The sequence below is a fragment of the Bacillus sp. MYb78 genome, assembly GCF_002975115.1.
GTDB lineage: Bacteria > Bacillota > Bacilli > Bacillales > Bacillaceae_G > Bacillus_A > Bacillus_A cereus.
In genome coordinates, this window is sequence record NZ_PCOB01000001.1 from 65,034 (window position 1) to 79,280 (window position 14,247).

Genomic DNA, 14,247 nt, shown 5'->3' on the forward strand with positions numbered 1-14,247 from the left:
TAAATAAAAGGAATGATAAAATTGACTAAAAAGACAAATTTTCTAATATTTATTTTAGCAATTAGTTGTGGTTCACTTGCTGCAAATATTTATTATGCACAACCAATTGTACAATTCATTGCAAAAGATCTGAACATTTCTTCTGATTTATCTGGATTGCTCACTACTTTGACACAAATTGGGTATGGATTGGGGTTATTTTTTATCGTACCGATGGCTGATTTATTGAAAAGTAAGAAAATAATAGGAATTCTTATCGGGTTAACTATTTTTTCATTAATTGGTACGCTAATTTCGACAAACGGAATTATTTTTTTACTATTAACAACTATAATTGGCATTGGGGCCTGTGCAGCTCAAATGTTAGTTCCACTAACAATGAGAATCGTGCCAATTGAAGAGGCAGGTAAATATGTGGGTAAAGTGATGAGTGGTTTATTGATTGGGATTATGATTGCTCGCCCATTATCTATCGGAATAACAGAGTGGTTTGGCTGGAGAATGGTATTTCTTTTTTCATTAATAACCCTAGTTACCGTATTACTGTTAATTCTAAAATTTTTACCCAACTATGAAGTTATCTCAACTAGTAACATGACATATCCAAATTTAATAACTTCTATGGTAAAGCTACTAATAAATACTTCTCCTTTACAACAAAGAGCTTTTTATCACGCATGTTTATTTGCTGCATTTAGCCTTTATTGGACAGCTATTCCAATTTTATTAAGATCAGAGCCATTACATTTTTCAAATAATGAAATTGCATTATTTGGCTTTGTTGCAATTGCTGGAGCTTTATTAACTCCTACTATTGGTAAAATAGCAGATAAAGGTTATATTTTTACAATGACTAATGTATCAATGGCACTCGTACTATTATCGATCGTACTATTATTCTTTGTTCAAGATCATTCACTATTTAGCATAATTTTAATTCTTATCTCAGGTATCTGCATTGATATTGGTGTAGCAGGAAATTTATTATTAGGTCAAAAAATTATCTTTGGTTTGAATCCCGAGATAAGAAACAGACTTAATGGATTATATATGACCATTTTCTTTTTGGGAGGAGCCTTTGGTTCATGGATTGGAAGTTATACTTACTATAAATTTAATAGTGAAGTAACTTTACTCATTGGAGCTGCTTTACCTTTAATCTCCTTAATAGTTCATTTAATACACAATAATACAATAAGTTTATTAAAAACCAAAAATAAATACATGTCCTAACTATCAATGTACTCTAAAACTAGCGTCAACATCTAATTTTTTGGGTAGTGTTAGCATTATCACTTCTGTTGCAAAGTTTTAAAAAATATAGTGAGGTTTACAAATTAGAAATAGGCTGTGGAGAAGATTCTCTCCACAGCCTAAAAAAGTTATCTTTGTAAACCTCGTTTATAACGACTTGCTTCAAATATAATACGCTCTTCATCTAACGTTTTACATTCGCCATTCCAAACGACACGTTTTCCGTTAATAATTACATCGCTTATATCTTTTCCACTAGCAGCATATACAAGGTGTGATAACACTTCATCCGCTGGTTGTAAATGCGGCTTATTAGACGGGTCAATCGTAATAAAATCGGCACACTTACCAACTTCAAGTGATCCCGTTTGTTTCATGCCAATTACTTCCGCAGCTCCTTTTGTCGCAAGAGAAAGAGCTGTTTCAACTGGTAATGCTGTTGCATCTTGGTGTATACCTTTTTGCAATAAAGTTGCTATGCGCAGTTCTTCAAACATGTCTAAATTATTGTTAGACGCAACACTATCTGTTGCAATCCCTACTTTTATTCCGGCTTCTAGCATCGCTTTTACATTCGCTATACCAGAACCTAGTTTTAAATTACTATTCGGATTATGAGCTACTCGAACGTCATGTTCTGCTAAAAATGCACGCTCATCATCATTTAATACTACACCGTGTGCAATAACTGTTGGGCGTTTAAACAATCCGCAGCTCGCTGCATATTCTACTGGACGTTTTCCGTACTGTGCTTCAATATCACGTACTTCACGCTCTGTTTCAGAAAGGTGGATATGAACCATCGTTTGATTCTCTACTGCAATCCGTGCGCACTCTTCTAACAATTCTGTACTACATGTATATGGACTATGTGGTGCAACCATCGTAGTTAACATGCCACTTTCTTTATAATAACGCTTCACATATTTCTCAGCTTCTTCAATCGCTTTCTTTTCATCGTCTTTCGTTCCAAAGCTAAATAAAGTCCTTGAAACAGCAGCTCGCATCCCGCTCCTTGATACCGTTTCCATAATTGCGTCTTGATCTACTCCAATTGGATTAAACATGTCAGAGAATGATGTTGTACCACTTTTTACCATCTCAAGCAATCCTAATTCCGTACTAGCTACCGCAAGCTCTGGAGTAAATTGACTTTCCAGTGGCCAAATTCTCGTCTCAAGCCATGGCTGTAATAACATATCATCTCCAATACCTCTTAGGAGACTCATTACAACGTGTGTATGTGTATTTACAAGCCCTGGTAAAACCCACTTTCCTTTCATGTCAATTACTTCATCTACTTCAAAATCATTAGCGAATTCTCCGCTCTTTACATCTATAATTTGATCATTTTCTACAATGATATATCCATTTTCTATCACTTCGTTTTGTTCATTCATCGTTACAATTGTAGCGTTTACATAAGTTGTTTTCAAAAGTATTTCCCCTTTCAACTCTATGAAGTTCCCTTTAATAAGTTACCACCATTATAGTAACTTATCAAAGATTAAGAGTCAAAAGATAATTTTAATTCTTTTGTTATTTTTTCCTTCAAAATGCTATATTGCTTTTCATTTGTATCTGCAAATGCTTCTTCCCGATTTGACTTTTCATCCATATAATTCAATTTCCCATTGAATTGAGTCTCTGTAAAATCAAATCTCTGCCCATCTATAAAGTTATAAAAGTGCCATACCTCTATTACTTTTGTCTTTTTAATTTCTCCTCCGTATATGTCTTGAACGACAAGAGCTGTAACACCACATTGTCCCTTTGCTGGGTTTTCAATTGTCCACGATTTTATTAGTGCTTCATATATTCTTTTTTCCTTTACATCATCCATTCTAATCTTCCCCTACTATTAATAGTTTTACACATCATATTTCAAAAGAGGCAGTACACGACCCTTAAAGACAGTTGATGGTGTCTCTCCTATTAACTGTGCTCCCATTTTCAAGTAATATCCTTTTGCATTCGGATCACTATCAATTGTAAAACTTTTTAATTCTAATTCATTGGCTTTTTCTATTACATACTCCCAAAGTATTTTCCCGTAACCTTTTCCTTTGTAATGAGGATGAATATACAAGAAATCGAGAGCTTTATCATTACGTAAAAATGAGAAAAAACCAATCTTCGCATTATCGTTTTCTAAAACATATACAAAATTATTTTTTATGTACTCTTCCGTAATTGTTAAATCTTCCTTACAAGCAAGTATGAATTCTTCACTATAATTCCACGTTGCTTTTGAATGTAGTGCGAGTTCGCTTAATTCATTTGCTTCACTTAATAATGCTTCTCTTATCTTCATGATTCTTTTTCCTCACTTTCAATATGTACACTACTAAACTGATTCGGAAAGCACTTCAAAAAAACCTTTAATTTCCATAAATTAGAAATTAATTTTATAAATCTTTATTATAATCAATACGATTTTCAACAATTTTTTTAAAGAAAAAGAACGCCATCCATAAAAGTTGGCGTTCTCTTTTTCTAAAATTTAATCTTCAAGCTCACTCATTCGTTTTACTATTTCGTACGATACAAACCTATACAGTTTCTACTACCGCTTCAAGCATTGTTCCATTTTTAGCATAGTTCGTATGCCAAGAAAAAGCTTTTTCTAAAATATGAGGAGTTTGTCCACCTCTTATTTTTGCTTCTTCGTAATAAGCTCGTAGCTGTTCACGATACATTGGATGTGCGCAATTCTCAATAATAAGTTCCACTCTTTCTCTTGGCGCAAGTCCCCTTAAGTCGGCATATCCCTGTTCAGTGACGATAACATCTACATCATGTTCAGTATGGTCTACATGAGAAATGAAAGGAACGATACTTGAAATGTTACCACCTTTCGCAATCGATTTAGTAACAAAGATAGCTAGGCGGGCATTTCTTGCAAAATCGCCAGACCCACCAATACCATTCATCATTTTTGTACCTAAAACGTGAGTAGAGTTAACATTTCCGTATATATCTAATTCTAATGCAGTATTAATTGAGATTAATCCAAGGCGACGAATAATTTCAGGATGATTGGAAATCTCTTGTGGACGCATCATTAATTTGTCACGATATTTTTCAAAGTTAGAAAATACTTGTTGCATTTTCTCTTCAGAAAGCGTGATAGAACAACAAGAAGCAAAATTGACTTTTCCAGCATCCATAAGATCAAAAACTGCATCTTGTAAAACCTCGGAATATACTTCTAAATCTTCAAATTCTGAATCTAACATTCCATGCAATACGGCGTTAGCCACTGAACCAATTCCTGATTGTAACGGCGCTAAACGATTTGTTAATCGGCCTACTTTGACTTCTTCTCGAAGGAATTCTATTAAATGCTGTGCCATAATAACAGTTTCTTCATCCGGAGGAACAATTGTCGATGGCGAATCCAATTGATTCGTAAACACAATTCCCTTTACTTTTTCAGGATCAATTGGAATACCGATTGTTCCAATTCGGTCATCTGTTTTCACAAGCGGAATTGGAAGCCTCTCCCCTTGTTTACCTGGTTCATATAGATCATGTAGCCCCTCTAATTGCGCGGATTGAGCCATATTCATTTCAATAATAATAGACTTAGCATTTAAGGAAAACGCTAAGGAATTTCCAATTGAAGTGGTTGGAATAATCATTCCGTCCTCTGTAATCGCAACCGCTTCCAAAATAGCGAAATCTATATCCAGAACGTCAGCACGGAGTAACTCTGCTGTATGAGACAAGTGTTGATCCACAAATAAAAAGTCTCCGTTATTAATTCCTTTTCGCATAGTCGCGTCAGCTTGGAAAGGTAATCTTTTCCCTAAAATTCCTGCCTCAGCAAATAATTTGTCTACATCCGATCCTAAAGAAGCCCCAGTATAAACATTTACTTTAAAAGATTCATCATTCTTAACTCGGTTTACAAGCGCAAATGGGACTGCTTTTACATCACCTGCACGTGTAAACCCACTTAAGCCTAAAGTCATTCCACTTTGAATCCAGGAAGCTGCTTCTTCAGGTGTAACTACCCGATCTTTTAGGCGTTGATCTCTGATTCTATCTAAATTGTTCTCCATATGTAATCCCTCTCTCATTGAATATTCATAATTATTTTACACATTAACACTATCAAAATAGGGATTTTAGTATACAATGCCGAAAATTCAGACAGAACAGCAAATCTAGGTTCTAAAGCAGAAAAATTTAGAATCCTAGAAGCTTACGGAAATAACTAGCGTATGATTGACTAACTGGTACCCTCTCACCATTATCCAGCGAAAGTACAAAAGTAGAATGGGTATCAGGATAAATCGCTTTAATATGATTAACATTTACAATAAACGAACGGTGACATCTAATAAATGAATCTTTCGGAAGCAAGTATTCGAATTCTTGTAGAGAGTATTTATGTGTTCCTGATAACTCTTCTGAATTCACATACGTCTTTTTATCTTTAGCCTCTAAATACATAACCTTTGAAAAAGGAACCGGAATCCAGCCGTCTGTTGTTTTTAAAGTAACAACTGACTTTCCATCCGTTAAAGCTGGATAAATTGCCGTTACGCACCCTTCAAGCTTTCCATTGTTTGAAAATGGTACAGCCATTCCATGATAAGGAATACCAAAAACATCCCGATTAATAAACTCAGATGTTTTTTGATTCATCACCATCGATTTATGAGCAATCGTTCCTTCCTTTATAGGATCCCCGACACTAATCTTTAAATCAATTCGTTTACTTGGCCGATAGTAAATATATTCTTTCGTATTCGAAACAGCAATTGAAATTTCATCTGAAAATAATTCACCAACAACATCTAGTAATAAACCTAACGTTCTATCTTCCATTCTATTAACACCTCATTCACTATTATACTACTATTATGAACAGGCATCTGTTGCTTTATAAAAAGTTTGATTTTAAGTTACTTTTAAAATTAGTTTTATTCACTATTACTTCGTTACTACAAAAAACCTCACTTCAGAAAAGTGAGGTTTCCTCTCATACAATATTTCTTTATTTTTTTAACGACTATAGAATAAGATTTATTTTTTATTAAGTAAAGTGAATTTAAGAATTTATTGCCCCTATTTCTGTATAATAAATAATCCCAAACTACAAACAGTTTGGGATTATCTTTCTCATTTATTATGCGCATCTAACCACGAAATTAAATCTTTAAATACTTCATCCTTATTTACTTCATGAAACATTTCATGTCTACCATTTTCATATAAACGTAGTGTCACGTCTTTCACACCACATTTTTTATAGTTTTCATATACTTCTTTTACACCTTTCCCCATATCGCCAACAGGATCACGATCACCAGAGAATATATGTATCGGAAGATTCTTTGGCGTCTTCTTGTATTCTTCTAGTTTATTTACTTCTAATACTCCAGAAAATAATTCTCGGTAAAAACTCGTCGTACAAATGAAACCACATAACGGATCCGCAATATATTTATCAACTTGATTATTATCTGAAGATAACCAATCAAATTTTGTACGATTTGGCTTAAAGTTCGAATTGAAGTTTCCGAAAGATAAAAAGTTTAACATTGGACTTTTCGTTTTTGCCCCGCGCAATTTCATTTCGATTGTTGCTACTTTATGACCAATAGCTCCTAAAAGCCCTGGATTTCCACCTGTTCCTGAAATTAGAAATCCATCATATAGTTCACCCCTAAGTTGTACAGCACGTCTTGATAAAAAAGAACCCATACTATGTCCAAGTAAAAACAAAGGACTTGACTGTTCTTCTTTTATCCTTTCTGAAACAAAGATAACATCCGATACAACTTGATTCCACCCTATATTTGGTTCAAAATGACCATAATCTTCTTCTTTTTTTACTGTTTTCCCATGTCCTTTATGATCATGCGCATAAACACCATAACCTGCTTCCAATAAAGCATCTACAAATTCTGTATACACCCCTGCATGCTCTGTCATGCCATGTGCAATCTGAATAATTCCTTTCGGATCTCCTTCTGGTAACCATTTACGCAAATAAATTTCCGATCCATCCAATGCCGTAACGAAACTTTCCTGTACATTCATTTCGTCAGCCCCCAAATTTATTATGTATACCTTTAAGAAAAATGAATATCCATTCACTTTTCTTATTTTATATTATATGTAATTGCTTTCATTATGACAAATGATGTATTTTTCAGACTTGCTTTCAAACTAATCTCTTGACGAATCAAAAATAAAATTATATAGTTACTTACATAAAGTAATTATATAATTTTTAGGAGGTTTCTACTATTATGATGCCATCACTATTTTTAGCACATGGTTCGCCTATGCTCGCTATTCAAGATACAGACTATACACGATTTTTAAAAACACTTGGAGAAACATATAAACCGAAAGCAATTGTTATTTTCACTGCTCACTGGGAAAGTGAAGTATTAACGATTTCCTCATCAGATAACGAGTATGAAACAATTTATGATTTTGGAGGTTTCCCCCCTGAGTTATACGAAATCAAATATCGTGCGAAAGGCTCTTCTAGCATTGCATCTATGTTAGAAACAAAATTTAGAAACAAAGGTATTCCAGTCAATCATAATATGACGAGAGGTTTAGATCATGGTTCATGGACACTCCTGTACCGCATGTATCCAGAAGCAAATATTCCTGTCGTGCAAATATCAGTAAATCCATTCCTTTCTGCAAAAGAACAATTTGAAATTGGAGAAGCACTTAAAGGACTCGGACAAGAAGATATTTTAGTAATCGGTAGTGGCGTTACCGTTCATAATTTACGAGCACTGAAATGGAATCAAACTACTCCTGAAAAATGGGCAATTGAATTTGATGATTGGATTATTAAACATATGCAGAATAACGATAAAGATGCATTGTTTAATTGGGAGAATAATGCTCCTCATGCACAATTAGCAGTACCAAGAGCAGAGCATTTTGTTCCTTTGTTTATTGCAATGGGAAGTGGCGAGAATAGCGGTGAAGTCATTCACCGTAGTTATGAGCTTGGTACATTAAGTTATCTCTGTCTTCGATTTTAAAGAAAAAGGATGAAGCACATGTTGCTTCATCCTTTTTCTTTTTCATTCACTTAGTTAACTAACTTCCAAACGTTGTTTCTCTGATACTTCTTCGTTCTTATTATGAAAATAAACCCAAATACACGCAATAAATAATAGTGATGATGTAGAGAGGAAAACATATTGGAAGCCTGCATGCGCTGCAATTTGTCCCCCGAGCACTGGACCAATCATATTTCCTAAAAACTGAAACGACTGATTATATCCAAATATTCGTCCCGTAACATGGGTTGGTGTATGTTGTTTTAGTAGAGTTTGTACGGAAGGCAATAATCCTGCTTGGGCGATACCTAATAAAAATCGAAGAATTAATAGTTGCCAAGCTGAGGTTACAAATGCTTGCGGGATAAAAATAATTCCTGCTGCAAATAACGCTACAACTAACGTTTTTTGAGGACCGATATGATCTGATAATCTTCCTAGTCTTGGTGCTGCCAAAATAACTGCTAATCCTGTCGCTGACATAACTGCACCCGCAATTGTTTCAATATGTGCAGTATGAGGACCTACTAAATTTTTCACGTACAATGTAACAATTGGTTGAACTGACATATTAGCAAGTTGAATAATAAATGTTGTTACAAATAAACTAATAATTAAATGCTTCGCTGGGACCATCGTCCATACTTTTTTCGGCTGTGTTTTTTTTGCTTGAGCAGAGTGATTTTCTTCATGCAGGAAGAAAAAAACGATGAGAAAGGAAAGGAATAAAAAAGCTCCTGTAACAAGAAAGACATGACGCATTCCAATTAACTCAGACAAATAACCACCAAGTAATGGGCCAAGTAATGAGCCGCTCACGCCCCCGGTTGAAATTGTGGAAATCGCCCAACCTGAATGTTCTTTCGGAGTTTCTGCTGCAATAAATGTCATCGCGGTTGAAAGGAAACCAGATACTGCTCCCATTAAAAATCTTAGTGCGACTAGTTGATACACATCCGTTACAAACCCCATAAGCGTCATAATAATCGCCATACCGAGGCTCGCACGAATAAGCATCAATTTCCGTCCATGTATATCACCAAGCTTTCCCCATATTGGCGATACGATCGCACCCATTAAAAATGTTACACCAAATGCAAGTCCCGACCACTGTGCAATATTTGAAGTGCCAGTTACTCCTAATTCCTCAATATAAAAAGATAAGAAAGGAATTACTAAACTCATACCGGCTGCAGTGGTAAAACAACCTAGCCAACAAATCATTAAATTCCGTTTCCAGCTGGCCATTTTCACACCTTCTTTCTTTAGATACCCATTCTACACCCTTTCTTGTAAAAAGTTTAGTAATTTGCTTTATATGCAAGATTTACTACAAAACCCGCTATTTTCTAGTAAAAACCACTACATCTCTACATCATTTTCATAATAAAACCAACTCCTCTATATGAAGTTGGTTACTTATTATTTATCGGTATTAAACGAGCATTACAATTTCTCTCGTAAAACTCAATGGGACCTGCTTGTCCAATAATCGCATATTCATATCCATCTTGCTTCATATTATATAAACAATGATGCAATAATTCTTTTCCTACACCTTTCACTCGATTTTGTTTCGCTATGCCCATCGGACCAAACAATCCTTTCTTTCCTCTCACTACATCGTAACAGGCGAAACCAATTATCACTTCCTCCTGCTGTGCAATATAGATAGGTAACTTTTCATTATATGTCCGAAATCCGTAATCAACCGACTGTAACCACCGTTCACCAAATTCATCCGCCACAAATCGTGATAACTTATCAAAATCAGAAGGACTAGCTCTTCTTACATGACAAAATAATGTATTATAAATAGATTTAAAACTATTTAAATCAACCGCTAAGTCTCTCGGTGCAGCTGTAATACGTAATATATCTTCTTGCATTTGTGTATGTATAAATTCGCCAATATCTGTATCTACACGAAATAATGCATACATAACATGTCCTTCATTGATTACTACTTGCTGAAAGCGTTCCATACGTTTCTTCGCTATTTGTAAAATTTCTATCGCTTTATAAGATAGTTTATATTGCCCTATTTTTTTATACTCTTGATTATGTAAATCGAATCGTTTTCGTAACGAAAGTTTTTCTAAAAAATCTGGACCCACTTTATGAAACAAATACATAAATAACTCAGCGCAAACTCCTGTACCTTCTTTACACATACCTATAAACAGATGGACTGGTTGAATTATGTTACACTCACTCTCTTTTGCTGCAATCTCCAATATTTTATGCACACGTTTTGTAAATTGAAATTCCTCCATATGTGTTTCCATCCTCTACTAATTTACTAACAAACCGTAACCATAAATAATTGAAACAATTACACCCACTACCAATATACCTGGAAGTAAATTTGCCACCTTGATTTTAATAATACTAAGCAAGTTCAATCCAATAGCAGATATCATAATGCCGCCCGTAGCCGTCATCTCCACTATAAATTGGTTCATTAATTCTTTTGGGACAAAACTATTAATTTGTGTTGCAAAAACTGCAATACCACCTTCATATAAAACAACTGGAATCGCCGAAAATACTACGCCAATTCCTAGAGTTGTCGTTAATATAATAGAAATAAATCCATCGATAATCGCCTTTGTAAATAAAATATCATGATTTCCGCGAATCCCACTGTCAAGTGCACCAAGTATCCCCATCGCGCCAATTGCAAAAATTAAAGTAGCTGTTACAAAACCTTCTGATATGCTACCTTTTCCTTTCGATCCAACTTTATTTTCTAGCCAATCCCCTAAATGTTTTAACTTTTCTTCTAATTGTAACCATTCTCCAATTACCGTACCAATCACTAAACTCAGTATGACAACAAGAAAGTTTTCACTTTTTAATGCCATTTGAAGCCCAAGCACAGTAACCGCTAAACCGATTGCGTGCATTATCGTCCCTTTCATACTTTCTGGAATCCTACTAAATAATTTACCAAGTAAAGTACCAAATATAATACAAATCCCATTTACAACTGCTCCTAATATAACCATTTCTCATTCTTCACCCTTCGAATTCTTTATTTCTATATTTTGGTTTATACATTGATTTACAGGTTATCTATATGTTAACTTAATATTGAGAATATTAACAAATGTTTTCCACTACATAACCCGCTATTTTTTGTAACTTTAATTACCTTTAATAGATTCAGTGTTAATTTAATTGCGGGATAATATTAAAAGGGAAGGTATATATGAAAACTTTACTAAAACGATTTTTGTTAATAGCCTTTTTCATTACACCGATTGTTTTATTAATCAATTACTCTTTTATTTCAAAAGCAAAAGACAAACCCGATTTACAAAACAAATCTAGTAAAACCGCTTCAAAAAGCGAAAAGAAAATAGAAGACCAAGAAATCACACTCACCTTCTCTGGTGATACAATGTTTGATTGGCAATTGCGTCCTATAATCGAAAAAAACGGGGCTGATTACCCATTCCAACATGTAAAAGAAGAAATAAAAAAAGCTGATATTTCTTTTGTGAATTTAGAGTCGGCATTTACAACGAAAGAAAAGAAAGCACCTGGGCAACTGTTTTGGATTAAAAGTGATCCATCTACACTACAAGCTATTAAAAACACTGGATATGACATCGTAAATATTGGGAATAACCACACACTTGATTATGGGCAAGATGGATTATTAGATACGATTTCTCACGTAGAAAAATTAAAGTTCCCTTACATTGGAGCCGGAAAAAATGCGAAAGATGCATATACAGCACGAGAAATGACCGTAAAAGGGAAAAAGTTCAAATTTCTTTCCTTCGTTCGATTTATGCCTGATTCTAATTGGGTAGCTGATGAGAATAAACCTGGCGTTGCGAATGGCTATGATTTAAATCTTGTAACAAAAACAATTAAAGAACAAAAACAAGATGCAGACTATTTAATCGTCTATATGCATTGGGGCGTTGAAAAATCAAATCGTCCGGTAGAATACCAAAAGCAATATGTACCTAAAATGGTTGAAGCAGGAGCTAACGCAATTGTCGGAAGCCATCCACATTGGTTACAAGGGTTTGAGTATTATAATAAAGTTCCTATCGCTTACTCATTAGGTAACTTTTTATTCCCGAGTTATGTGAATGGGAAAAGCGCTGAAACTGGCGTATTAACTTTAACTTTTAAAGGAAAGGATGTCCAAATGTCATTCAATCCTTATATCATTCGCAACAACCAAGTTTCCCCTGTAAATGAGGGAGAAAAGAAAAAAGCTCTTCAATATTTACAAACAATTTCAACTGATGTAGAAATTGATGATACAGGGAAAATAAAAAACAAACGAAACTAGACAGCTCAAGATCTATTTCTCTGTAATATACTTTACAGAATAGGTGATAAACATGCTGAAAGACTTATTAGAAAATGTAAGTTTGTTAGAGAACGTTTATAAAATGTCTATAGCAATCCTACTTTTATGTTCCTTTTATTCTGTGAGACTATTTAAAAAAATAAAGCGTGAGAGAAATCTTACTCCCTCTGAATTTACAATGTATGTAATCATTCGTATTGCGATACTCTTTTGGTTAGCTAGCTTTATTCTTCTTGAATTTAATGAGTACCTAGTTTAACTATAAAAAAGATAGAACAAGCACTATATTTCCTCGCTTGTATCTATCTTTTTTATTTACATTCTAACTCTTTCCTTCTATTAAATAAGCAAATCAAACAAAACTGGGTTTTTATTAAGTTCCATAAATTGAATATTATTTTCTTTAAAGCGAGTAATTAATTGCTCATAATCTTCTTTATGTTTTAATTCTACGCCGACTAATGCTGGACCATTTTCTTTATTATGTTTCTTAATATACTCAAAGCGCGTAATGTCATCTTCTGGTCCTAATCCTTTATCAAGAAATTCTCTTAGCGCACCTGAACGTTGCGGAAATTCAATGATAAAGTAATGTTTCAGTCCTTCATAAATGAGCGAACGCTCTTTCATTTCTTGCATTCTATCAATATCATTATTTCCACCACTTAGCGTACATACAACTGTTTTACCTTTTATTTCATCCCTGTATAAATCAAGTGCTGCAATAGAGAGTGCACCAGCCGGTTCAGCTACAATCGCATTTTTCTTATACAGTTCTAAAATCGTCGTACAAACTTTCCCCTCTGGTACTAAAACAATATCATCAATTACATCTTTACAAGTTTCAAATGTTAACTTTCCTACTTTTTTAACAGCTGCCCCATCAACAAAGCTATCTATTTTATCCAATGCCACATTTTCATTTTGAAGAAAAGCCTCTTTCATAGATGCAGCTCCCATTGGCTCTACACCAATAACCTTTGTAGTAGGACTAACACCTTTTACATATGTACCAACTCCTGATGCTAATCCACCACCACCGATTGCTGTAAAGATATAATCAACCGGTTTCTCCATATCATGCATAATTTCAACTGCCACTGTCCCTTGACCAGCAACTACATACGGATCATCAAACGGATGAACAAATGTCATTCTATTTTCTTCACAATAACACTGTGCTTCTTGGAAAGAGCTATCGAATGTATCACCAACTAATACAATCTCTGCGAAATCACCACCGAAAAATTGTACTTGTGATACTTTTTGTTTCGGTGTTGTTGTGGGCATAAATATTTTTGACGTAATCTTCAATAAATTACACGTATAAGCAACTCCTTGCGCATGATTACCAGCACTTGCACAAACAACACCGTTTTGTAACTTTTCTTTCGGTAAACTTTGAATCAAATTGTATGCACCACGAATTTTGAAAGAGCGAATTAATTGTAAGTCTTCTCGTTTTACATAAACGTCACAATCATATTTCTCAGATAAAACTGTATCACGTTGTAACGGTGTTTTAATAACGATATCTTTCATGCAATTATGGGCCATTAAGATATCTTCAATTTTCACTCTCTCCTTTATCTTTTGCACCAT

Annotated in this window: 14 protein-coding genes; 4 read left to right on the plus strand and 10 right to left on the minus strand. The window is 34.3% G+C overall.

The annotated features are described in order from the left end of the window. Positions 1 to 12 precede the first annotated feature (12 nt). Entirely contained in the window at positions 13 to 1,233 is a 1,221-nt protein-coding gene (locus tag CQ064_RS00325) for an MFS transporter (RefSeq protein ID WP_003270043.1), read from the plus strand. A gap of 149 nt (positions 1,234 to 1,382) precedes the next feature. Here the strand turns inward: CQ064_RS00325 and CQ064_RS00330 are convergent, their stop codons facing one another. From CQ064_RS00330 to CQ064_RS00355, 6 genes are all read right to left on the minus strand, one after another. Further along, positions 1,383 to 2,708, minus strand: a complete 1,326-nt coding sequence (locus CQ064_RS00330; RefSeq protein WP_003270044.1) for a bifunctional S-methyl-5'-thioadenosine deaminase/S-adenosylhomocysteine deaminase — start codon at positions 2,706 to 2,708, stop codon at positions 1,383 to 1,385. Positions 2,709 to 2,761: 53 nt separating this feature from the next. Beyond that, positions 2,762 to 3,097, minus strand: coding sequence for a YunG family protein (locus CQ064_RS00335; protein ID WP_000342913.1), 336 nt, complete (start codon positions 3,095 to 3,097; stop codon positions 2,762 to 2,764). A gap of 27 nt (positions 3,098 to 3,124) precedes the next feature. Further along, a complete protein-coding gene (locus CQ064_RS00340) occupies positions 3,125 to 3,568 on the minus strand; it encodes a GNAT family N-acetyltransferase (protein ID WP_000701895.1) in 444 nt (147 codons plus the stop codon). Positions 3,569 to 3,806: 238 nt separating this feature from the next. Then, positions 3,807 to 5,321 (minus strand): succinyl-CoA:acetate CoA-transferase ScpC, encoded by a 1,515-nt coding sequence (scpC, locus tag CQ064_RS00345; protein WP_000429810.1) that lies wholly within the window; start codon positions 5,319 to 5,321, stop codon positions 3,807 to 3,809. 127 nt (positions 5,322 to 5,448) lie between these two features. Beyond that, positions 5,449 to 6,093 carry a LytTR family DNA-binding domain-containing protein gene (locus tag CQ064_RS00350; RefSeq protein ID WP_000390212.1) on the minus strand — a complete coding sequence of 215 codons (645 nt, stop codon included), beginning with the start codon at positions 6,091 to 6,093 and terminating at the stop codon, positions 5,449 to 5,451. A gap of 294 nt (positions 6,094 to 6,387) precedes the next feature. Beyond that, positions 6,388 to 7,311 carry an alpha/beta hydrolase gene (locus CQ064_RS00355; RefSeq protein WP_001102576.1) on the minus strand — a complete coding sequence of 308 codons (924 nt, stop codon included), beginning with the start codon at positions 7,309 to 7,311 and terminating at the stop codon, positions 6,388 to 6,390. A gap of 212 nt (positions 7,312 to 7,523) precedes the next feature. On the opposite strand from CQ064_RS00355, the gene CQ064_RS00360 reads away from it, so the two are divergent. After that, a complete protein-coding gene (locus CQ064_RS00360; RefSeq protein WP_000982914.1) occupies positions 7,524 to 8,285 on the plus strand; it encodes a DODA-type extradiol aromatic ring-opening family dioxygenase in 762 nt (253 codons plus the stop codon). A gap of 54 nt (positions 8,286 to 8,339) precedes the next feature. On the opposite strand, the gene CQ064_RS00365 is transcribed toward CQ064_RS00360, so the two are convergent. From CQ064_RS00365 to CQ064_RS00375, 3 genes are all read right to left on the minus strand, one after another. Then, a complete protein-coding gene (locus CQ064_RS00365; RefSeq protein WP_000179289.1) occupies positions 8,340 to 9,554 on the minus strand; it encodes a multidrug efflux MFS transporter in 1,215 nt (404 codons plus the stop codon). Between the two features lie 167 nt (positions 9,555 to 9,721). After that, positions 9,722 to 10,582 carry a GNAT family N-acetyltransferase gene (locus tag CQ064_RS00370; RefSeq protein ID WP_000390852.1) on the minus strand — a complete coding sequence of 287 codons (861 nt, stop codon included), beginning with the start codon at positions 10,580 to 10,582 and terminating at the stop codon, positions 9,722 to 9,724. An 18-nt stretch (positions 10,583 to 10,600) separates the two neighbouring features. After that, entirely contained in the window at positions 10,601 to 11,317 is a 717-nt protein-coding gene (locus tag CQ064_RS00375) for a DUF554 domain-containing protein (RefSeq protein ID WP_000236030.1), read from the minus strand. A 203-nt stretch (positions 11,318 to 11,520) separates the two neighbouring features. Between CQ064_RS00375 and CQ064_RS00380 the strand changes: the two genes are divergently transcribed. Together CQ064_RS00380 and CQ064_RS00385 are read left to right on the plus strand one after the other, a co-directional pair. Beyond that, positions 11,521 to 12,624, plus strand: a complete 1,104-nt coding sequence (locus tag CQ064_RS00380) for a CapA family protein (protein ID WP_000854532.1) — start codon at positions 11,521 to 11,523, stop codon at positions 12,622 to 12,624. Positions 12,625 to 12,676: 52 nt separating this feature from the next. Beyond that, positions 12,677 to 12,904: a hypothetical protein gene (locus CQ064_RS00385; protein ID WP_000910232.1), complete on the plus strand. Its 228-nt coding sequence runs from the start codon at positions 12,677 to 12,679 to the stop codon at positions 12,902 to 12,904. 80 nt (positions 12,905 to 12,984) lie between these two features. On the opposite strand, the gene ilvA is transcribed toward CQ064_RS00385, so the two are convergent. Next, positions 12,985 to 14,247 carry a threonine ammonia-lyase IlvA gene (gene ilvA / locus CQ064_RS00390; RefSeq protein ID WP_000250222.1) on the minus strand — a complete coding sequence of 421 codons (1,263 nt, stop codon included), beginning with the start codon at positions 14,245 to 14,247 and terminating at the stop codon, positions 12,985 to 12,987.